Genomic DNA, 18,927 nt, shown 5'->3' on the forward strand with positions numbered 1-18,927 from the left:
ACCGATGCGGCGGCCTTCCGGCGGCGACTACAGCCGGACCGGGTACACCGGCTCCTCGATCTGCGGGTGGATGCGGTCCTCGACGAAGATGCCGTGCCACACCATGAACACGAGAACGGTCCAGATGCGGCGCGAGTGATCCGTGCCGCCCGGCCAGCCCTCGGAGGCCTTCGCCTTGTGCTCGTCGAGCATGGCCAGCACCGCGCGACGGTCGATGAACTCGTCGGTCTGCGAGTCCTCGATCGTCTGGCGCGCCCAGTCGTACAGCTCCGGGCCGGCCAGCCAGTGCCGCAGCGGTACGGGGAAGCCCAGCTTCTTCCGGTGCAGCACGTGCGGCGGGATGATCTCCTCCAGCGCGCGACGCAGCGCGTACTTCGACGTGCCGCCGGCCAGCTTGAGGTCCGCGGGCAGGGTCTCCGCGACGCGGAAGACCTCCTTGTCCAGGAACGGCACGCGCAGCTCGAGCGAGTTGGCCATCGTCATCTTGTCGGCCTTGACCAGGATGTCGCCGCGGAGCCAGGTGAACTGGTCCAGGTGCTGCATCCGCTCCACGGGGCCCCAGCCGCGGGTCTTCGCGTAGATCGGGGCGGTGACGTCCGTGTGGGTCCACTCCGGCCGGAAGTCGCGGAGCACGGCCTGCAGCTGCGCGTCGTTGAACGAGCGCGCGTTGCCGTAGTACCGCTCCTCCAGCGGGATCGACCCGCGCTGCAGCAGCGACTTGCCGCGCTGCCCCTCCGGCATCCGGTCGCCGATCCGGCCGGCCGTCCGCCGCGCCCACGCGGGCAGCCTGTCGAAGGGCGCGAGCGACAGCGGCTCCTTGTAGATGGTGTAGCCGCCGAACAACTCGTCGGCGCCCTCGCCCGAGAGCACCACCTTGACGTGCTTACGGGCCTCCTTGGCCAGGTAGTAGAGGGGCACGAGGGAAGGATCGGCGACGGGGTCGTCGAGGTACCAGACGATGGCGGGGATCGCGTCCCGGAACTCCTCGGGCGAGACGGTCTTGATCACGTGCCGCGCGCCGATCGCCTCGGCCGACTCGGCGGCCACGTCGACCTCGCTGTAGCCCTCGCGCTGGAAACCGGTGGTGATGGTGATGAGGTCCGGGTTGTGCTGGATCGCCAGCGCGGCGACGGCCGTGGAGTCGATGCCGCCCGAGAGGAAGGACCCGACGGTCACGTCGGCGCGCATGTGCATCTTCACCGAGTCGCGCAGCGCATCGGCGATGTCGCGGTACACGGCCTTCGCCTCGGCGGACTCCAGGCCACCGGTCACGGGCTTCACGGGGAAGCGGGGCTCGAAGTAGCGCCTGCCCTCGACCGTGCCGCCCGGCGCGACGGTCGCGTAGCAACCCGACTCGAGCCGGCGGATCCCTCGATGCAGGGACTCGGGCTCGGGCACGTACTGCAGCACCGTGTAGTGCTGCACGGCCCGGGCGTCGACGCCGGGCTCGAGGCCGGCCTCGTCGGCGAGCGCGAGCACCGACTTCTTCTCCGACGAGAAGACGGTGCCCTTCGTCCCGGTGGCGACGTACAGCGGCTTGATGCCGAACGGATCGCGCGCCAGCGTCAGCTCGCGGCGCTCGGTGTCCCAGATCGCGAAGGCGAACATACCGCGCAGGCGGGGGAGGACCCCGTCGATGCCCCAGTGGTGGAAGCCGGCGACGATCGGCTCCCCGTCGCCCTCGGTGCGGAACTCGGCGCCGAACTCCTCGGCGAGCTGCGCCCGGAGCTCCAGGTAGTTGTAGACCTCACCGTTGAAGGTGAGGGCGTACCGCTCGGGGTTCTCCGGCGGGCCCCAGCGCAGCGGCTGGTGCGCGTGCTCGATATCGATGAACGAGAGCCGGTTGAACGTCATAGCCAGGTCGGCGTCGTGCCACGACCGGCCGAACTCGTCCGGACCCCGGTGCCGCATGCACCGGCCGGCCGCGGTCACCGCGTCGACGACGTCGCCCGCGCGTTGGTCGGCGGACAGGAATCCCAGGAGGCCACACACGAGGGACAAGTATGCCTGAACACGAGTGATGGACTGCGACGCGCCATTTGCCGCCCCGGGAGCGTGCACGGGGCCGCGTTGGTCTACGCTGCGTAGTACAAGGGGAACGTGCAGCCCCGGCCGCTAGTTCCCACCCGGGATCACCGGCCGAGCCGAGCCCCGCAGCACTGACCGTGTTTCAGCAGGAAGGCGCGACATTGGCACCCGGAAACAACGCCCACGGTGGGGCCACGTCCTGGCGTAAGCGCCTGGTTCTGGCCGCCGGGCTGGTTGCTGGCATGTTCGCTCTCGCGGGCTGCTCGGCCGACGAGGTGATGCGTTTCGGTTGGCCCGAGGGTGTGACCCCCGAGGCCCGGGACATGACCACTCTGTGGAGCTGGTCCGTGGTGGCCGCCCTGATCATGGGCGTCCTGGTGTGGGGCCTGACCTTCTGGACCATCACCTTCCACCGGCGGAAGGCCGATTCGCCGGACTTCCCGCGGCAGACCGCGTACAACGTGCCGCTCGAGCTGCTGTACACGGCGGTTCCGTTCCTCATCATCGCGGTGCTCTTCTACTTCACCGTGATCGTGCAGACCAAGGTCGAGAAGCTCGAGGACAACCCGGACGTCACGATCGACGTGACCGCGTTCCAGTGGAACTGGCGCTTCGCGTACCGCGAGGTCACCCTCGCCGACGGCACCAAGGTCAGCCTCGAGCGCCCGAACCCGTACGGCCAGCAGCCGGACATCGCGAAGCTCAACGAGGAGGCGGCGAAGGAGAAGGAGGAGACCGGCGAGATCGAGCACCAGCCCGAGCGCGGTCCGAACCACGGCCGCTTCCAGGAGATCCGCGACTACCTGAAGTTCAGCTCCGTCGAGGTCCAGGGCTCCACCGCCGAGATCCCCGTCCTGGTGCTCCCCACCGGTGCGCGCGTGCAGTTCGATCTCGCGTCCGCCGACGTGGTCCACTCCTTCTACGTTCCGCAGTTCGCGTTCAAGCGCGACGTGATGCCGAACCCCAAGGAGAACCACTCGCAGAACAAGTTCCAGATCTCCGAGATCGAGCGCGAGGGTGCCTTCGTCGGCCGGTGCGCCGAGATGTGCGGCGACTACCACTCGATGATGAACTTCGAGATCCGTGCCGTCTCGCCGGACAAGTTCAGCCAGTACGTCAAGGCCCGCCAGAGCGGTAAGGACAACGCCGCGGCGCTCGAGGCGATCGGCGAGCCCGGCGTCTCGACCAGCACGCACCCGTTCGACACCCGTCGCACCGCGTCCCCCGTCAGTGCAGAAGGAGCGAACTGACCCATGAAGGTCGAAGCGAAACTCTTCGAGTTCCTCACGGCGTTCTTCTTCCTCGCCGGGATCATCTACACGGTGGTCACCGCGCTCTGGGGGCCGGGCTACGGCTACGGCGCCGTGGAATGGGTCGGCGTCACCGGGATGTTCCTGACCGGCGGCCTGACGCTGATCGTCGGCACCTACTTCCGGTTCGTCGCCAACCGCGTGGACACCCGTCCCGAGGATTACGAGGACGCGGAGATCTCCGACGGCGCCGGCGAGCTCGGCTTCTTCAGCCCCCATTCGTGGTGGCCGATCCTGCTGTCCGGTGCCGTGGCCGTCGTCGGCTTCTCCGTGGCGCTGCAGCTGTACTGGCTGTGGATCTTCGGCGGCTTCCTCGTCGTCGGTGCGGCGTGGGGCCTCGTCTTCGAGTACCACAAGGGCCCCGAGAAGCACTGAGAGACCGTTCGAGCGGCGCCCGTCCCGGAATTCACCGGGGCGGGCGCCGCTGTTTCGTCGGCGTTCAGCACGCGGCTCCCCACGGGTCGTTCCGCCCTGGTTGCATGCAGCCATGACGCAGGCGAAGTCCGGGCTGTCCGTACGCAAGCTCACCGCCGACGAGATGCGGGGGCGGGGCGCCGACCCCGTCGTTCCCCGTCCCGCCAAGCTGGACTTCACCGCCGCCGAGCCCGACGCCTACGGCGACGGCCCGTACGCGCAACCGGGCCACATCGACGTCGTGGCGACCCCTGAGCGCGCCTACCTCGCCGTGACCACCGAGGGCAGCCCCCGCACCTCGGAGGACTACCGAGTGGCCGCTGAGGCGCTGTTCGCGGCCGCCTACGGCGTCAAGGTGCGCAACAAGGCGCTCGCCCGCAAGGGCGTCGCGGGCGCCGACGACGCGGAGCGCAGCGACTTCCGCGTGCCCCCGCTGGAGCGGCTGCGCGGCGAGCTCAGCGCCCACACCGCTGCGGACGCCTCCTGGACCCTGCTGCTCCGCCGCCCGGACTGGATCGACGACGCCGAAGTGGGCGACGTGCTCGAACACCTCGAGGTCAGCAAGGGACTGAAGAACCTGTCCCGGGTGCGCTGCCTGGACCTGCCGTCGGCGTCGTACCTGCAGACCCGCGTCGACGGGCGCTGGTCGGTCGCGCTCACGCCCACCGCCAAGGTGTTCGGGGTGCAGCTGCGCGAGCGCGGGCTCACCCCCGTCGACGGTCCGCGGCCCTGGCACGAGGTGTGCCTGGGCGAGCCCGGCGCGCCCGTGGGGGAGAACAGCTACCTGCTGCGCCTGCGGCTCGCCTGAGTCAGGCGGGCTCCGTCCCGCCGGCACTCGCTTCGCGGTCCCGGGCCCAGGTGACGTCGTCGCGGCTGCGCCGCTCGCGCAGGACCTCGCCCGCCGATCCGTCGGCCACCCCGAATGCGGTCATCGACGTGACCTCCCACTGCCGCGGCACGCCGAACTCGGCCGCCACGGCGTCCCGGTCGAACGCGCGGAACTGGTGCGCATCGACGCCGATCGCCATCGCCTGCAGGGTCATGTGCGCCACGCGCTCGCCGATCACCGCGTCGGGCCGGAACGTCGCGGGGCTGCGGCGGCGGAGGAGTACGGGGTGGACCGCCGGGGCGGCCGGCACCGGGCAGCGGCTCATGCGTCCCAGTCTCGTCGCACAGACGACTGCGGCCCCTCCCCGGGGTGGGGGGAGGGGCCGCAGTGCGGACTTCGGGCCCTACTCGACGTCGAGCTTGCCGCCGTTGTCCTGGACCTTCTTGATGGCCTCGAGCGCCTTCATCTCGTTCTCGTGATCGCGCTCGGCGTTGGCCTTCTGCTCCTCGATCGGGTCACCGCGGAGGAACGAACCGGTGCCGGGCTGACCGGCCGCACCCAGCTGGTTCGCCTTGGTCGGGACGACCGCGCCCTCGTACGGGAGCGGGACGGCGTGACCGTGATCGTCGACCGGGCCCAGCGGCTGGTGGAGCTCGATGAACTCGCCGTTCGGGCGGCGGACGATGATGCCCGTCTCGATGCCGTGCTCCAGCACCGCGCGGTCGGCGCGCTGCAGGCCGATGCAGAACCGGTAGGTCAGCCAGTACGCGACGGGCGGCAGGATGACCAGGCCGATGCGGCCGATCCACGTCATCGCGTTGAGCGAGATGTGGAACTTCAGCGCGATGATGTCGTTGATGCACGACAGCGTGAGCACGATGTAGAACGACAGCGCCATGGCGCCGATCGCCGTTCGCACCGGCACGTCACGGGGACGCTGCAGGATGTTGTGGTGCGCATCGTCGCCCGTGAGCTTCTTCTCGATCCACGGGTAGCTGAACATCAGGGTGACGATCACGCCGATGATGATCGCCACGAAGGCGGCGCCCGGGACGGTGTGACCCCAGAAGTACAGCTCCCAGGCCGGCCACAGGCGGGCCAGGCCGTCCGTCCACATCATGTAGATGTCGGGCTGCACGCCCGCGGACACCTTCGCCGGATCGTAGGGGCCGATCGTCCACACGGGGTTGATCGTGAAGACGCCCGCCATGACGGCGATGATGCCGAAGGTGGCAGCGAAGTAGGCGCCGGTCTTGACCGCGAAGACGGGGAGGATGCGCACACCCACCACGTTCTCCTCGGTGCGGCCGGGGCCGGCGAACTGCGTGTGCTTCTGGTACCAGACCAGGGCGAGGTGGCCCGCGATGAGCGCCAGGATGATGCCCGGGAACAGCAGGATGTGCAGCACGTACAGGCGGGGGATCAGGAGCTCGCCCGGGAAGTCGCCCCCGAACAGCGCCCAGTGCATCCAGGTGCCGATCACCGGAAGGCCGACGACGATGCCCGACATGGCGGCGCGGACGCCGGTGCCGGAGAGCAGGTCGTCCGGGATCGAGTAGCCGAAGAAGCCCTCGAACATCGCGAGCAGGAGCAGCGCGCAGCCGATGACCCAGTTGGCCTCGCGCGGGCGGCGGAACGCGCCCGTGAAGAAGATGCGGGCCATGTGGATGATGATCGACGCCGCGAACATCAGCGCCGCCCAGTGGTGGATCTGGCGGACGAACAGGCCGCCGCGCACCTCGAACGAGATGTCCAGGGTGGTTGCGTAGGCGCGCGACATCGCGACGCCGTGCAGGGGCTCGTACGCGCCCTCGTAGTGGACCTCCGCCAGCGAGGGGTCGAAGAACAGCGTGAGGTACACACCCGAGATCAGCAGGATCACGAAGCTGTACAGCGCGATCTCGCCCAGCATGAAGGACCAGTGCGTGGGGAAGACCTTGTTGATCTGGCGGCGGATACCGGCCGCGAGGTGGTACCGCGAATCCACCTCGTTGGCCTGGTGCCCGACGCGCTCGCCGAGTGTCGTCATCAGTGCGTCGCCTCCCAGAAGGCCGGTCCGACCTGTTCGATGAAGTCGCCGTTGGCGACCATGTAGCCCTGCTCGTTGACCGAGATCGGCAGCTGCGCGAGGGCACGGGCGGCGGGGCCGAAGACCGGCTTGCCGTACTCGAGCGCGTTGAACTGCGACTGGTGGCAGGGGCAGAGGATGCGGTTCGTCTGCTGCTCGTACAGCGAAGTGGGGCAACCGAAGTGGCTGCACACCTTCGTGTAGGCCCAGTAGTCGCCGAAGTTGAAGCTCTCCTGGCCCTTGCGCTTGATCGCGCGGGCGCTGTCCTCCGGGCGGAGGCGGATGAGCATGACCGGGTTACGGATGCCCTTGAGGCCGTGCAGCAGCTTGAGGCGCGACTCCTCGGTCTCGCCGAAGCCGTCCGACGCACGCCACGGGAAGACGGTCATCATGCCGCCGGCGTCCATGTCCTCCGGCTTGACCAGCTTCACCTTGTACGGATCGCCCACGTCGTTGCGCAGGAACACCGGCTCGTGGTTCTGCTCGCTGCTGAAGTCGTTCTCCAGCGAGTTCCAGTACGGCGACCAACCGGTGTGCCACAGCGGCGACGCCTCGCGCTTGGCCCACGGGTTCTTGACCAGGCCGCCGAGGACGCCGACCGCGGCACCGAGGCCGAGCACGCCCACACCGAAACCGGCCGAGGCCAGGATCATCTTGCGGCGGGGGAGCGTGGAGGTCTCGAGCGCGTCCTTGAACAGGGCGCTCGTGGTCAGCTTGTCGACCTTGGCCGAGCCGCCGGCGTCGTGCCGCTGCTGGACCGCGATCTCCTCGGGGATGAACTTCTTGGTGAACAGCACCGCGCCGACGAACACCGACAGCAGCGAGAGGCCGCAGGTGATGCCGAGCATCGGGGTGTAGAGGGTGTACCACCAGTAGTGGTCGTCCTCCATGCCCTGGTAGTGCCAGGGCCAGAACAGGAACACGCCGAGGAAGGCGAGGGCGAAGACGCCGCCGAGCGTGAACGACACGGCGACCGAGCGCGCAGCGCGCTTCTCGGCGCGGGTGTCGTGCTCGGGCCAGCGCGGCTCGCGGTAGACCAGCTCGACACCGTCGAGGTTGGTACCGAGCTTCACCAGCTCGTCGTGGGACAGGCTGTCCAGTTCGTCGTCCGACGGGACGTTGTTCAACGGCTTGGCGGTCAATTCCTGCTCCCAACCCACATCGCGGCGCCGATGACGGCGATCATCCCGGTGGCCCACATCACCATGCCCTCAGCAGCGGGACCGAATCCGCCGATGGCGCTGCCGCCGGGAGACTGGGTCTCGCCCGCGTTCTTGATGAAGCCGATGATGTTCTTCTTCTCCTCCTGCGACAGCTGGCGGTCCGAGAACTTGGGCATGTTCTGCGGGCCGGTCAGCATCGCGGCGTAGATCTCCTGCTCGTTCGCGGGATCGAGCGGAGGCGCGAACTTACCGCCGGACAGGGCGCCGCCCCGGCCGGTGAAGTTGTGGCACGAGGCGCAGTTCAGGCGGAACAGCTCGGCGCCGGCGCCGAGGTTCTTACCGCGGAGCGACTCCTGGGCGATGACCCGGTTGCCGTTCTCGTCGCGCTTGATCGAGCCGTCCGGGTTGTACTCCCAGACGATCGACGGTCCGCCGCCGATCGACTGGATGTACGCGCCCATGGCGTCGATCTGCTTCGCGTCGAACTTGGCGGGCTTGCGCACGATCTGCGCCGAGTTGACGGTCGCGGGCATGCGGCCCGAGTGCACCTGGAAGTACACCGCCGCGTCGCCCACACCGACCAGGCCGGGGCCGCGGTCCTTGACGCCCTCGAGAGCGGCGCCGTGGCAGCTGATGCAGGACGTCTCGTAGAGACGCTTACCCTCGGCGACCTGGGCGGAATCGTCACCGTCGGCGACCGCGACCTGCGGGGTCGGGCTGAGCACGGTGGCGGCACCTCCGGCGGCCAGGAGGCCGCCCAGCAGCAGGGCGGCGCTGGTCACCTTCCGGCGCATCTTGCGCTGCTTGCGGGCCTTGCTCGCCTCGGCGACGGGGCGCCCGGCACCGTCGGGCTCGCCTCCCTCGCTGGCGGGCTCAAAGTTGGCTGAACTCATCTGCTATCCCTCTGTGATGGCGACTGCTGATGGAAGTGCTTAACGGATGATGTAGATGACGGCGAAGAGGCCGATCCACACCACGTCGACGAAGTGCCAGTAGTAACTGACCACGATCGCCGAGGTCGCCTGAGCGGGCGTGAACTTGGAGACCCGGCTGCGCGCCAGGATGAAGATGAAGGCCACGAGGCCGCCCATCACGTGCAGGCCGTGGAAACCGGTGGCCATGTAGAACACCGAGCCGTACACCGACGAGCTGAGCGTCAGGCCCTCGTGGATCAGCGTCTTGTACTCGTTGAGCTGGCCCAGGATGAAGGCGAAGCCCATCAGGAACGACACGAAGTACCAGATGCGGAACTTGAAGACGTCGCCGCGCTCGGCGGCGAACACACCGAGCTGGCAGGTGACCGACGACAGGATCAGCACGATGGTCGGCGGCAGGGCCGCGGCCAGGCTGATGTTGGCGTCTGCCGGGGGCCAGCCGTTCTCTCCAGCACCGGCTCGGGCCACGAAGTACATGGCGAAGAGCCCGGCGAAGAACATGAGCTCGCTCGACAGCCAGACGATGGTCCCGACGCTGACCATGTTGGGCCGGTTGAGTGAGTGCACGCGCTGGGTGATGGCTGTAGCTGAGGTCGGTGCGGCGCTAGTCACCTCGCAAGTATGACCGGTCGTAGTATCGAATGCCTACCCGGGTCGCAGATTGGGCGCGTCGAATATCGCGGGCAGGCTCAGGGCCTCCCGCCACGTCCGATGAAGTGCCACGTCAAGGACCTTTTCGAGCCGCAGTCCGCTACACCGAAGGGAGCGTTGTCGTGCCCTACGACCTCAACGGGCGCCCCGAGCGCCGACCCCGCCTGCACCGGTTGCTCCGCCGCACCGTCGAAGAGTTAACGCCCGGGGACCCCGGTTTGGTTCCCGTGGCCGAATCGGACGACGACACGGCGGCCGCCTCGGCGGTCCTCGACGCCTCGCCGGGGTTCGATCCGGAGGTGCAGAGCGTGCTCTGGCACCTCCTCGAACTTCCGGACGAATCGGTCACCGAGGTGCTGCGTCTCGTGGCCCAGGACAACTACGAGCGGATGCCCGTCCCCGACGGGCTCGACGGAGCCGGGCGGCTCGCGGTCGCCCGGGTGCAGCGGGTCGACGCGCTGCACGTCTCGCAGGAGCGCTCGCGGATGGCCGGCGTCACCGCCCGGCACGGCGGGCGGGCGCTCCGCTGGCGGGTGCTCCAGATACCCGGTTGATCGCCCCGATTACGCTATGGCCATGGATTGGCCCACGGTTCTCACCGAGCTCACCTCCCAGCGCGACCTGAGCGTGGAGCAGGCGCAGTGGGCCATGGGCGAGATCATGAGCGACGGTGCCACCCCGTCGCAGATCTCCGCGTTCGGCGTCGCCATGAAGATGAAGGGCCCGTCGCCGGTCGAGGTGCGCGCCCTGGCCGACGTGATGCTGTCGCTGACCACCCCGGTGCCGTTCGAGGGCCGCGCCGTCGACATCGTCGGCACCGGCGGTGACCGCTCGCACTCCGTGAACATCTCCACGATGAGTTCGATCGTGGTGGCGGCCGCCGGGGTGCCGGTGCTCAAGCACGGCAACCGGGCCGCGTCGTCGAAGTCCGGCGGCGCCGACTGCCTCGAGGCGCTCGGCGTCGCGATCGGGCTCGACGCGGACGGCGTCGCGCGCACGACCGCCGAACTGGGAATCGGCTTCTGCCTCGCCTCCGTCTTCCACTCCGGCCTCCGGTTCGCGGGCGCCACCCGCAAGGAGATCGGCATCCCGACCGTGTTCAACGTGCTCGGCCCGCTCACCAACCCGGGCCGCCCGTCCGCCGGGCTCGTCGGCTGCGCCTTCCCCGACCTCGCGCCCGTCGTGGCGCAGGCCTTCGCGGACCGCGGCGGCCAGGACCACGTCATCGTCGTCCGCGGCGACGACGGCCTCGACGAGTTGACCACCACGTCGACCACGACGGTGTGGCGCGTCCAGGAGGAGGGCGTCGGCGTCGAATCCGTCGACCCCACCCGGCTCGGTCTCGCCCGCGTGTCGCTCGACCAACTGCGCGGCGGCGACGCGGCCGCGAACGCCGCCATCGCGCGGACCTTCCTGGCCGGCGAGCCCGGCCCGGTGCGCGACGCCGTGCTGCTCAACTCCGCCGGCGCCGTGGCCGCCTACGAGGGGCTCGTGGCGGGGGAGACCGTCGAGGACTCGCTGGCGGCGCACCTGCCGCGGGTCGCGGAGGCCGTGGACTCCGGCGCGGCGGCCGCGCTGCTCGACAAGTGGGTCGGCCTGAGCCGGGAGATCGCGGGCGCGTGAGCGACGACGATCCGGGCCTCGCCCGCATGCGAGCGGACGCCGAGGCCCGCGGGCTGCCGGTGACGGTGCGCGCCCGGCCCGCCGCCCGCAGCCTCCCGGAGGCCGCCGAACTGATGGGGATGGCACCGTCGAACCTGGTGAAGTCCCTGGTCGTGCGACGGGGCGAGGGCGAGTACCTGTTCGCCCTGGTGCCCGGCGACCGGTCGATCGCCTGGCCCAAGCTGCGCGCGGTGATCGGGGTGAACCGGCTCGCGATGCCGCCCGCCGGCGAGGCGCTCGAGGCCACCGGATACGAGCGCGGGACCATCACGCCCGTCGGCGCCCGGGGTGATTGGCCGGTGTACGTCGACACCCGGATCCCGGGAGGGACAGTCGCGCTCGGCGCCGGCGCACACGGCTACAGCGCGGTCATGGAGGCCGACGACCTGGTGGCCGCGTACGGCGCGATCGTCGCCGACATCGCCGATTGACGGCGGCCGGCGGACCCGCGCGAAACGCGCGGGAGTGGAAAGTATGCACACAAATCCCGTTCCGCCGGATCGGGCGCGCGGGCTCCCTAGACTCCGCATGGTGAGTGCCCGAACCGTTTCCCCGCAGATCGCCCGCTCCTGGCTCCTCGTGCCGGCCTCGCACCCCGAGGACTTCTCCAAGGCGCAGGCCAGTGAGGCCGACGCCGTGATCATCGACCTCGAGGACGCCGTCGCCGCCAACGACAAGAGGCAGGCCCGGGCCGACACCGTCGAATGGCTCACCACGGGGCACCGCGCCTGGGTGCGCATCAACGACGCGTCGAGCGATTTCTGGAGCGAGGACTGCGCCGCCCTCAAACAGTGCGAGGGGCTCGAGGGCGTCATGCTCGCGAAATCCGAATCGTCCAGTCACCTCGACGACACCGCGGACCGGCTGCCCGACGGTACGCGGATCCTCGCCCTCGTGGAGACGGCGCGCGGGATGCAGAACGTCGCGCAGATCGCGTCCGCGCCATCGACCTTCCGGATCGCCTTCGGCACCGGCGATTTCAAGCGGGACACCGCGGCCGGCGACGATCCGGTGGCGCTGCTGTACGCCCGCTCGCAGCTGGTGATCGCCTCCCGCGCGGCCCGGCTGCCCGCGCCGATCGACGGGCCGACCCTCAACATCGCGCACCTGCCGACGGGCACCGCGCACGCCAAGGAGATGGGGATGTCGGGCAAGCTCTGCCTCACGCCCGACCACGCCGCGGTGATCAACGAGGGGCTCAGCCCCGCCGAGAACGAGATCGCCTGGGCGCACGGGTTCATCGCGGCGTTCGAGCAGTCCGGCGGCAAGATCACCGACGGCTCCGATCTGCCGCGGCTGGCCCGCGCGCAGAAGATCGTGCAGCAGGCCGAGGACTTCGGTATCGAGGTGGACGCCGCCGAGGTCAGTCACAGCGGGTACTGACCCCGGCCCGGCAACGCCCGGGGCGGTCAGTTGCCGATGTCGAAGCCCGCGTCGACGTCCGCCGACGCGTACTCGCGGAAGGCGATGTGCGTAGAGGTGCTGACCACGCCGTCGAGGCGGTTGATCTTCTCGGTCACCACCGCGGCGATCTGATCGTGTTCGCGCACACGCACCTTCGCGATGAGGTCGATGTCTCCGGCGCACGAGTACACCTCGGAGACCCCGTCGATGTTCGCGACTTCCTGCGCGGTCTCGGGGATGCGGTGCACGTTCGCGTTGATGAGGACGATCGCGGTGATCACTGCGGGGCCTTTCGATTGCGGAGCTCACGCGGCGTGCGTGGTTCCCTCACTGTATTGCCTGTCCCGGTCGCGCGGATGCGCCGCGGCCGCACGCGCGTCCCGGCCGGCGGTGACGGCCCGGTCCGCCCATGCGAGCCACGGGCCCGCGCCGCAGGCCGGCTCGGCCCACTCGCCCTGCACGTCCACGATGCGGGTGCCGGGCCGCAGCGCCCACCGGCGCAGCAGGGAGGCCTCCTCGGGGCTCGCGCCGTGCAGTGTGTCGGCCGGGAAAAGCGTCTCCGGGACGTCGGGGGTCGACGGTGCGTTCGCCTCGTACGCCGTCTCCGCGCCGGCCCGGAGCCGGTCGAACACCGGCATCGGCGGCACCCCGCGCGGCGCCGTCCCGGCGGCCGCGAGGCGGCCGTGCCGCACGATCGAGAGCTCCCAGCCGCCGGCACCGTCGGGGTGCGCGAGCGAGAGCTCGGGCAGATCCGCGAACGCGAGCAGTGCGTGCGTGCGGGCGACAGACTCCACGAGCCGCGCCGTGCGGTCCCGTAACCGTGCGGCGGATTCGAAGAACTCCCGCTCGACGAGCGACTCCAGCCGGAGGTGCAGCGCCGCGAACACGTCCGGCGACCGGCCGGTGAGCGCCTCCGCCGCGTGCTCGGCCCGCCGCCGGTACAGGCCCGCGGGCTCGGGGACCGCGACGGCCGCGTGGCACCCGCCGAGGGGGCGCGCACCGTCGGGTCCCAGGGCGCACGCGTGCGCGGCCCCGGCCCGCAACTTCGACGTGCACGTCCGGAGGCCGCAGGCCTCGGCGAGGAGGTCGGCGACGTCCGCGGCGTCGGTGCGGGAGCGGATCGGGCCCAGACAGGGCGCGCCCGAAGGCGCCGCCCGGCGCACCACGAGCCGGGGGAACGGCTCGGCGGTGAGGTGGATCCACCAGCCGCGCTTGGGGTACTTGGACCGGCGGTTGTACGGGGGAGTGTGCGCCGCGATGAGCCGGAGCTCGCGCGCCGCGGCCTCGAGCGCGTGCGCGCACTCGACGTGATCGACCCGCTCCGCGAGCCCCACCATCTCCTTGATCCGGCCGCGCGTCTCCCCGGAGGTGAAGTAGCTGCGGACCCGGCGCCGCAGGTTGCCCGACGTGCCCACGTAGAGCACCTCGTTCCCGGGGCCGCGGAACAGGTAGACGCCCGGGCGCTCCGGCAGCGGATCCGCGAGGGAGCGCTTGGCCCGCTGCTGCGGGGTGACGGCGGGCAGGTACCCGCGCAGCTCCGCGAGCGTGCGGATGCCGAGGTTGCCCACACGGCCGATCAGCCCGTGCAGCACGTCCACGGTGGCCCTGGCGTCCTCCAACGCCCGGTGGTTGGGCGTGGTGTCCGCGCGGAACAACCGCGCCAGCTCGCTCAGCTTCACCGACGGGGCCTCGTCCCGGGTGAGCACGCGGCGCGCGAGCTGCACGGTGCACAGCGACTGCGGCTTCGGCCACGGCGTCCCGGTGGACGCGGCGGCGGCGCGGAGGAAACCGAGGTCGAACCGCGCGTTGTGCGCCACCAGGACCGCGCCGTGCGCGAACTCGAGGAACGAGGGGAGGACCGAGGCGATGGTCGGGGCCCCGGTGACCATCGCGGTGGTGATGCCCGTGAGGTGCGTGATGTGCGGCGCGATGCCGCAGCCGGGGTCGACCAGCGTGGCGAACTCGCCCAGCACCTCGCCGCCGCGCACCTTCACCGCGCCGATCTCCGTGATCGCGTCCCCGTTCCTCGGGGAGCCGCCCGTGGTCTCCAGATCCACCACGACGAACGTCACGTCGCGGAGGTCCGGGTCCGTGGCGCCGTTCTCGCAGTCGTCGAGGGTGAGCTGCATGGGGCGAACGTACGGCGGAGCACTGACAGATTCCGGCGCGGAATCGAACGTGCTCGCGAGAGAACTTGTCGGTGGGCCCGCCTAGCGTCGCCGTCGACGAGGGCGACACCGCGCCTCGACGACGAATCGAGAGAGGTAACGCCGCCATGACACTGCACGTCGACTGCTCGACCTGCCCCGGCGCGCCCCGCGCCTGCGGCGACTGCTCGGTGGGCCTCCTGCTGGGGCCGGTCCTGAGCGTCGCGCCGCCCCCGCGGCCGGTCACGGAACACCCCGAGCCGGGTCTCAACGACGCCATCGCGACATTCGCGGGCGCAGGAATGTTGCCTGGATTACGTGTGGTGCCTGACCAGGAGAAACGCGCCGGATGAAACCGGGCGATCCGGGCGATTCGGGTCGTTGTCGGCGCGTCCGGCTAGACAGGCGCGTTTCCGTTTCGTAATCTTTCCGAGACCTTGTGGAGGAGCCCGGGCCGAAATCCGTCCCGTCTCCCGAGGTCACCGCCTAAGGGGCCACACGGCCCCGCCGGGGACCCACACGCAGTATCCGGGGTGAATCGCCGGAGGTCTCGACCTCCGGGGTAGGGCATCTTCCTCGCCCGAACCCGTCAGCTAACTCGGTCGGCGGTCAGGAAGACATTAGGAGACTCCCTTCGTGGCGAAACACCGACTTCAGCCGCAGCCGAGCCGTGGCGCGACCGCAGCACGCGGCGCCCTGGCAGCTGGCGCAGTCACCATCGGTACTCTCGCGGCTCCGGCCGCCACCGCACTCGCGGCTCCGGCGCCCGCGCCCGCTCCCGGCCAGCCGGCGCTGAAGGCCAAGCCCGCGCCGCAGGTCAAGCCGGCGAACGTCGCCCCCAAGGCGAAGCCCGCCCCGGGTGTGAAGCCGGCTCCCGGCGTCAAGCCCGCGCCGGGTGTGCAGCCCGCGCCGGCGGGCCAGCCCGTGGCGTCGCACAGCAACGCCGCACGCCCGAACGTGATCGGCGGTGTGTCGATCGCCCCGCGTCCGGGCCAGACCACGGTCGCCGGCGCGCAGGCCGGCGGAGCGAAGGCGCAGGCCGTGCAGGCCGCGCTCTCGCGGACCGGTATGCCCTACTCGTACGGCTCCGCCGGGCCGACCGCGTTCGACTGCTCCGGCCTCGTCTACTGGTCGATGAAGCAGGCGGGCATCTCGGTGCCGCGTGACAGCTACGGCCAGCTCGGTGGCGGCCGCTCGGTCTCGGTCAAGGACCTGCAGCCCGGCGATGTCGTCATCTACAACGGCGGCAGCCACGCCGCGGTGTACATCGGCGGCGGCAAGGTCGTCCACTCGGTGAACTACGGCGTCCCCGTCAAGGTGAGCCCGCTCAACGAGATGTCGGTTTACGCTGCTCGTCGCTACTGACGTATTCTGGGCCGGGTTGCGATAGCAACCGCGTCCGCAACCTCTCGTCGACGTCAGGCCTGGAAGGACCCCAACGCTCGTGCCCCCGTTCAGTTCCGCTCGCGCCCTCGCTCGGCGCGGCGTCGTCGCCTCGTCCGCACTCGCCGTCGTCGCGGGATTGACCGTGGTCGGGAGCGCGACGGCGGACCCGGACAACGCGGACGCGGCGCTCAAGCAGTACAAGGCGCTGTCGGAGCAGGCGTCGGCCACGAACGAGGCCGCGAAGGCCGCGCAGGACGACGCCGAGAAGGCCGGGGCCGCGAAGCGCGCCGCGGACTCGACCCTCGTCGCCGCGAAGCGCGAGGTGTCGTCCGTCGCCGGCCGTCGCGCCCAGCTGCAGCCGCGGGTCGACGCGGTGGTCAAGGCCAACTACATGGGCGCGCGGACCAACCGCACCTACGCCCTGCTGGTCAGCGACTCGCCGCAGCAGATGCTGGACCAGATGTCGACGCTCGATTTCGTCAACCGCGACGTGGTCGCCACCGTCGACGAGTTCAAGAAGGCCAAGTCGGCCGCGGATTCCGCGGAGAAGCGCGCGTCCGACGCCGCGACCGCCGCGGACAACGCCAAGAACGACGCCGAGAAGAAGAGCTCGGACCTGCGCGAGAAGAAGTCCCGTCTCGCGTCCGAGGTCGCGCGCATCAAGGCGATCTACGACCGGCTCACCGGCGCCCAGCGCGGCAGCCTGGTCGGCCCGGACGTCCCGTTCGACCCCAGCAAGGTGCCGGCGGGCAGCTCCCCGGGGCTCGTCGCCGTGCGCGCCGCCCTCACCCGCGTCGGCATGCCCTACGCCTGGGGCGGCACGGGCCCCGGCCAGTTCGACTGCTCGGGCCTCACGTCGTGGGCGTTCAAGCAGGGCGGGAAGTCGCTGCCGCGCACATCGCAGGCGCAGCTGTCGGGTGGACAGCAGGTTTCGCGGGGCGATCTGCAGCCGGGCGACATCATCGTCTACTACCCGGGCGCCACCCACGTCGGCATGTACGTGGGCGACGGCAAGGTGGTGCACGCCTCCACGTACGGCGTTCCCGTGCAGGTGGTTCCGCTCGATTCGGCGGGCCCGTTCAACTCGGCCGTCCGCTTCTAGCGCCCGCCGCGCGAGGGACCGTCGCCGAGGCGGGCACCGCGCACCGTCGACCCCCGTCCGATGCCATCGCAAGGGCGATAGCATGAGCCCATGCCGGGCCTCCTCCTGAATCCGTCCACCGCCGACTACGCGCACTTCGACGCCGAGACCCGGCGGCTCCTGCGGGCCACCGTCGAGTTCTTCGAGTCGTACGGCAAGGAGCGACTGCTGCGCGCCGATCTCGAGGCCGAGTGGGTCGCGGACTTCCTCGAGTTCGAGAAGCGCGAGAAGCTGTTCGCCACGTTCCTCACGCCCGCGGCCTACGCCGCCGGGGACCCGAACCGCCGCTGGGATGCCGCCCGCAACGCCGCGCTGAGCGAGATCTTCGGCTTCTACGGGCTCTCCTACTGGTACGCGGAGCAGGTCACCATCCTCGGCCTCGGGCCGATCTGGATGAGCGACAACGAGATCGCCAAGCAGAAGGCGGCGCAGCAGCTCGTCGACGGCGAGGTGATGGCCTTCGGGCTGTCCGAGCGCGCCCACGGTGCCGACGTCTACAGCACCGACATGGTGCTCACCCCCACCGGGGACGGCGGCTTCACCGCCTCGGGCACCAAGTACTACATCGGCAACGGCAACGTCGCCGGGATGGTCTCGGTGTTCGGCCGGCGCGCCGACGTGGAGGGGCCCGACGCGTACGTCTTCTTCGCGGCCGACAGTCGGCATCCCGCGTACCGGCTCATCGACAACGTGGTGCACGGCCAGATGTTCGTCTCGACCTTCGAGCTCGTCGACTACCCCGTGACCGCCGACGACGTGCTGCACACCGGGCCGGACGCCTTCGCGGCCGCGCTCAACACCGTCAACGTGGGCAAGTTCAACCTGTGCCACGGCTCGATCGGCATGTGCGAGCACGCCTTCTACGAGGCGATCACCCACTCCAACAACCGGATCCTGTACGGCGACCCGGTCACCGACTTCAGCCACGTGCGCGGCAACTTCGTCGACGCCTACGCACGCATGGTCGCGATGAAGCTGTTCAGCGACCGGTCCGTGGACTACTTCCGCAGCGCCAGCCGCGAGGACCGCCGGTACCTGCTGTTCAACCCGATGACCAAGTCCAAGGTGACCTCCGAGGGCGAGAAGGTGATGACGCTCCTGCTGGACGTGGTCGCCGCCAAGGGCTACGAGAAGACCACGTACTTCCACCAGGCGAACCGGTTCATCGGCTGGCTGCCGCGGCTCGAGGGCACCGTGCACGTGAACGTGGCGCAGATCCTCAAGTTCATGCCCAACTACCTGCTGAACCCGGCGGACTACCCCGAGATCGGGACCCGCCTCGAGGCCGGCGACGACGCGTTCTTCTTCGCCCAGGGCTCACTCGGGGGCGCGAGCAAGGTGCGGTTCGCCGACTGGACGAGCGCGTACGAGGCGCACGCCGACGTCCCGAACGTCGCCGTGTTCTACGAGCAGGCGCAGGCGCTGCGCACCTTCCTGCAGACCGCGGCGCCGAGCCCGGAACAGGCCAAGGACCTCGACTTCGTGCTCGACGTGGGGCACCTGTTCTCGCTCGTCGTGTACGGCCAGCTCATCCTGGAGCAGGCCGATCTCACCGGGCTCGACCGGGACGTGCTCGCCCGCATCTTCGACGTGCTCATCCGCGACTTCTCCGGCTACGCGGTGGGCTTGTACGGCAAGGCGTCCGCGACCGAGGCGCAGCAGCAGTGGGCGCTCGGGGCGGTCCGCCGCCCGGTGGCCGACGCCGAGGCTTTCGATCGGGTCTGGCAGCAGGTCGCGGCGTACGACGGCGCGTACGAGATGCGGCCCTGACGGGGCGTCCCGCGGGGGT

At 70.2% G+C, this 18,927-nt stretch carries 18 protein-coding genes and 1 riboswitch; of the genes, 10 read left to right on the forward strand and 8 right to left on the reverse strand.

What is annotated here, in order from left to right; genetic code table 11:
* Window positions 1-27: 27 nt before the first annotated feature.
* Window positions 28-1,992 (reverse strand): asparagine synthase (glutamine-hydrolyzing), encoded by a 1,965-nt coding sequence (gene asnB / locus BN39_RS19900; RefSeq protein WP_040768935.1) that lies wholly within the window; start codon window positions 1,990-1,992, stop codon window positions 28-30.
* 197 nt (window positions 1,993-2,189) lie between these two features.
* Between asnB and BN39_RS19905 the strand changes: the two genes are divergently transcribed.
* From BN39_RS19905 to BN39_RS19915, 3 genes are all read left to right on the forward strand, one after another.
* On the forward strand, window positions 2,190-3,278 hold the full coding sequence (locus tag BN39_RS19905; protein ID WP_040768753.1) for a cytochrome c oxidase subunit II: 1,089 nt from the start codon (window positions 2,190-2,192) through the stop codon (window positions 3,276-3,278).
* A 3-nt stretch (window positions 3,279-3,281) separates the two neighbouring features.
* Window positions 3,282-3,713, forward strand: a complete 432-nt coding sequence (locus BN39_RS19910; RefSeq protein ID WP_019204207.1) for a cytochrome c oxidase subunit 4 — start codon at window positions 3,282-3,284, stop codon at window positions 3,711-3,713.
* 112 nt (window positions 3,714-3,825) lie between these two features.
* The gene (locus BN39_RS19915) at window positions 3,826-4,560 is read left to right on the forward strand and encodes a hypothetical protein (protein WP_019204208.1); all 735 of its coding nucleotides are present in this window, start codon (window positions 3,826-3,828) and stop codon (window positions 4,558-4,560) included.
* Window position 4,561: 1 nt separating this feature from the next.
* On the opposite strand, the gene BN39_RS19920 is transcribed toward BN39_RS19915, so the two are convergent.
* The 5 genes from BN39_RS19920 to BN39_RS19940 form a co-directional block, all read right to left on the reverse strand.
* The gene (locus BN39_RS19920) at window positions 4,562-4,906 is read right to left on the reverse strand and encodes a hypothetical protein (RefSeq protein ID WP_019204209.1); all 345 of its coding nucleotides are present in this window, start codon (window positions 4,904-4,906) and stop codon (window positions 4,562-4,564) included.
* 78 nt (window positions 4,907-4,984) lie between these two features.
* Entirely contained in the window at window positions 4,985-6,610 is a 1,626-nt protein-coding gene (locus tag BN39_RS19925) for a cytochrome bc complex cytochrome b subunit (protein ID WP_019204210.1), read from the reverse strand.
* Window positions 6,610-7,791: a ubiquinol-cytochrome c reductase iron-sulfur subunit gene (locus BN39_RS19930; RefSeq protein WP_019204211.1), complete on the reverse strand. Its 1,182-nt coding sequence runs from the start codon at window positions 7,789-7,791 to the stop codon at window positions 6,610-6,612. The genes BN39_RS19925 and BN39_RS19930 overlap by 1 nt, the downstream gene beginning before the upstream one ends.
* Window positions 7,788-8,705: a c-type cytochrome gene (locus tag BN39_RS19935; RefSeq protein ID WP_019204212.1), complete on the reverse strand. Its 918-nt coding sequence runs from the start codon at window positions 8,703-8,705 to the stop codon at window positions 7,788-7,790. The genes BN39_RS19930 and BN39_RS19935 overlap by 4 nt, the downstream gene beginning before the upstream one ends.
* A 39-nt stretch (window positions 8,706-8,744) precedes the next feature.
* The gene (locus tag BN39_RS19940) at window positions 8,745-9,359 is read right to left on the reverse strand and encodes a heme-copper oxidase subunit III (RefSeq protein WP_081586207.1); all 615 of its coding nucleotides are present in this window, start codon (window positions 9,357-9,359) and stop codon (window positions 8,745-8,747) included.
* Between the two features lie 161 nt (window positions 9,360-9,520).
* On the opposite strand from BN39_RS19940, the gene BN39_RS19945 reads away from it, so the two are divergent.
* From BN39_RS19945 to BN39_RS19960, 4 genes are all read left to right on the forward strand, one after another.
* Complete coding sequence (locus BN39_RS19945) at window positions 9,521-9,952, forward strand: hypothetical protein (protein ID WP_148281544.1); 432 nt, start codon at window positions 9,521-9,523, stop codon at window positions 9,950-9,952.
* Between the two features lie 22 nt (window positions 9,953-9,974).
* Complete coding sequence (trpD, locus tag BN39_RS19950; RefSeq protein WP_040768941.1) at window positions 9,975-11,021, forward strand: anthranilate phosphoribosyltransferase; 1,047 nt, start codon at window positions 9,975-9,977, stop codon at window positions 11,019-11,021.
* Window positions 11,018-11,491: an aminoacyl-tRNA deacylase gene (locus tag BN39_RS19955; protein ID WP_019204216.1), complete on the forward strand. Its 474-nt coding sequence runs from the start codon at window positions 11,018-11,020 to the stop codon at window positions 11,489-11,491. Before trpD ends, BN39_RS19955 begins: the two co-directional genes overlap by 4 nt.
* A gap of 97 nt (window positions 11,492-11,588) precedes the next feature.
* Window positions 11,589-12,443 (forward strand): CoA ester lyase, encoded by an 855-nt coding sequence (locus tag BN39_RS19960; RefSeq protein ID WP_019204217.1) that lies wholly within the window; start codon window positions 11,589-11,591, stop codon window positions 12,441-12,443.
* Window positions 12,444-12,469: 26 nt separating this feature from the next.
* Here the strand turns inward: BN39_RS19960 and BN39_RS19965 are convergent, their stop codons facing one another.
* The gene (locus BN39_RS19965; RefSeq protein WP_019204218.1) at window positions 12,470-12,745 is read right to left on the reverse strand and encodes an Lrp/AsnC family transcriptional regulator; all 276 of its coding nucleotides are present in this window, start codon (window positions 12,743-12,745) and stop codon (window positions 12,470-12,472) included.
* Window positions 12,746-12,769: 24 nt separating this feature from the next.
* The gene (locus BN39_RS19970) at window positions 12,770-14,593 is read right to left on the reverse strand and encodes a DEDD exonuclease domain-containing protein (RefSeq protein ID WP_019204219.1); all 1,824 of its coding nucleotides are present in this window, start codon (window positions 14,591-14,593) and stop codon (window positions 12,770-12,772) included.
* 491 nt (window positions 14,594-15,084) lie between these two features.
* Window positions 15,085-15,234, forward strand: a riboswitch (cyclic di-AMP (ydaO/yuaA leader).
* A 13-nt stretch (window positions 15,235-15,247) separates the two neighbouring features.
* Here BN39_RS19970 and BN39_RS19975 point away from each other — a divergent pair.
* The 3 genes from BN39_RS19975 to BN39_RS19985 all read left to right on the forward strand — a co-directional run bounded on the left by BN39_RS19975 (window position 15,248) and on the right by BN39_RS19985 (window position 18,908).
* Window positions 15,248-15,976: a C40 family peptidase gene (locus BN39_RS19975; protein ID WP_019204220.1), complete on the forward strand. Its 729-nt coding sequence runs from the start codon at window positions 15,248-15,250 to the stop codon at window positions 15,974-15,976.
* A gap of 79 nt (window positions 15,977-16,055) precedes the next feature.
* On the forward strand, window positions 16,056-17,099 hold the full coding sequence (locus BN39_RS19980; RefSeq protein ID WP_019204221.1) for an NlpC/P60 family protein: 1,044 nt from the start codon (window positions 16,056-16,058) through the stop codon (window positions 17,097-17,099).
* 90 nt (window positions 17,100-17,189) lie between these two features.
* Window positions 17,190-18,908, forward strand: coding sequence for an acyl-CoA dehydrogenase family protein (locus tag BN39_RS19985; RefSeq protein ID WP_019204222.1), 1,719 nt, complete (start codon window positions 17,190-17,192; stop codon window positions 18,906-18,908).
* Window positions 18,909-18,927: the final 19 nt, after the last annotated feature.

The organism is Tsukamurella sp. 1534 (assembly GCF_000312385.1).
Classification (GTDB): domain Bacteria; phylum Actinomycetota; class Actinomycetes; order Mycobacteriales; family Mycobacteriaceae; genus Tsukamurella.

Bases quoted from the DNA above. Each gene is read 5' to 3' on its own strand.
- BN39_RS19970 (WP_019204219.1), bottom strand. From the start codon at position 14,593: ATGCAGCTCACCCTCGACGACTGCGAGAACGGCGCCACGGACCCGGAC.
- BN39_RS19910 (WP_019204207.1), top strand. From the start codon at position 3,282: ATGAAGGTCGAAGCGAAACTCTTCGAGTTCCTCACGGCGTTCTTCTTC.
- BN39_RS19960 (WP_019204217.1), top strand. From the start codon at position 11,589: ATGGTGAGTGCCCGAACCGTTTCCCCGCAGATCGCCCGCTCCTGGCTC.
- BN39_RS19935 (WP_019204212.1), bottom strand. From the start codon at position 8,705: ATGAGTTCAGCCAACTTTGAGCCCGCCAGCGAGGGAGGCGAGCCCGAC.
- trpD (WP_040768941.1), top strand. From the start codon at position 9,975: ATGGATTGGCCCACGGTTCTCACCGAGCTCACCTCCCAGCGCGACCTG.
- BN39_RS19920 (WP_019204209.1), bottom strand. From the start codon at position 4,906: ATGAGCCGCTGCCCGGTGCCGGCCGCCCCGGCGGTCCACCCCGTACTC.
- BN39_RS19915 (WP_019204208.1), top strand. From the start codon at position 3,826: ATGACGCAGGCGAAGTCCGGGCTGTCCGTACGCAAGCTCACCGCCGAC.
- BN39_RS19985 (WP_019204222.1), top strand. From the start codon at position 17,190: ATGCCGGGCCTCCTCCTGAATCCGTCCACCGCCGACTACGCGCACTTC.
- BN39_RS19925 (WP_019204210.1), bottom strand. From the start codon at position 6,610: ATGACGACACTCGGCGAGCGCGTCGGGCACCAGGCCAACGAGGTGGAT.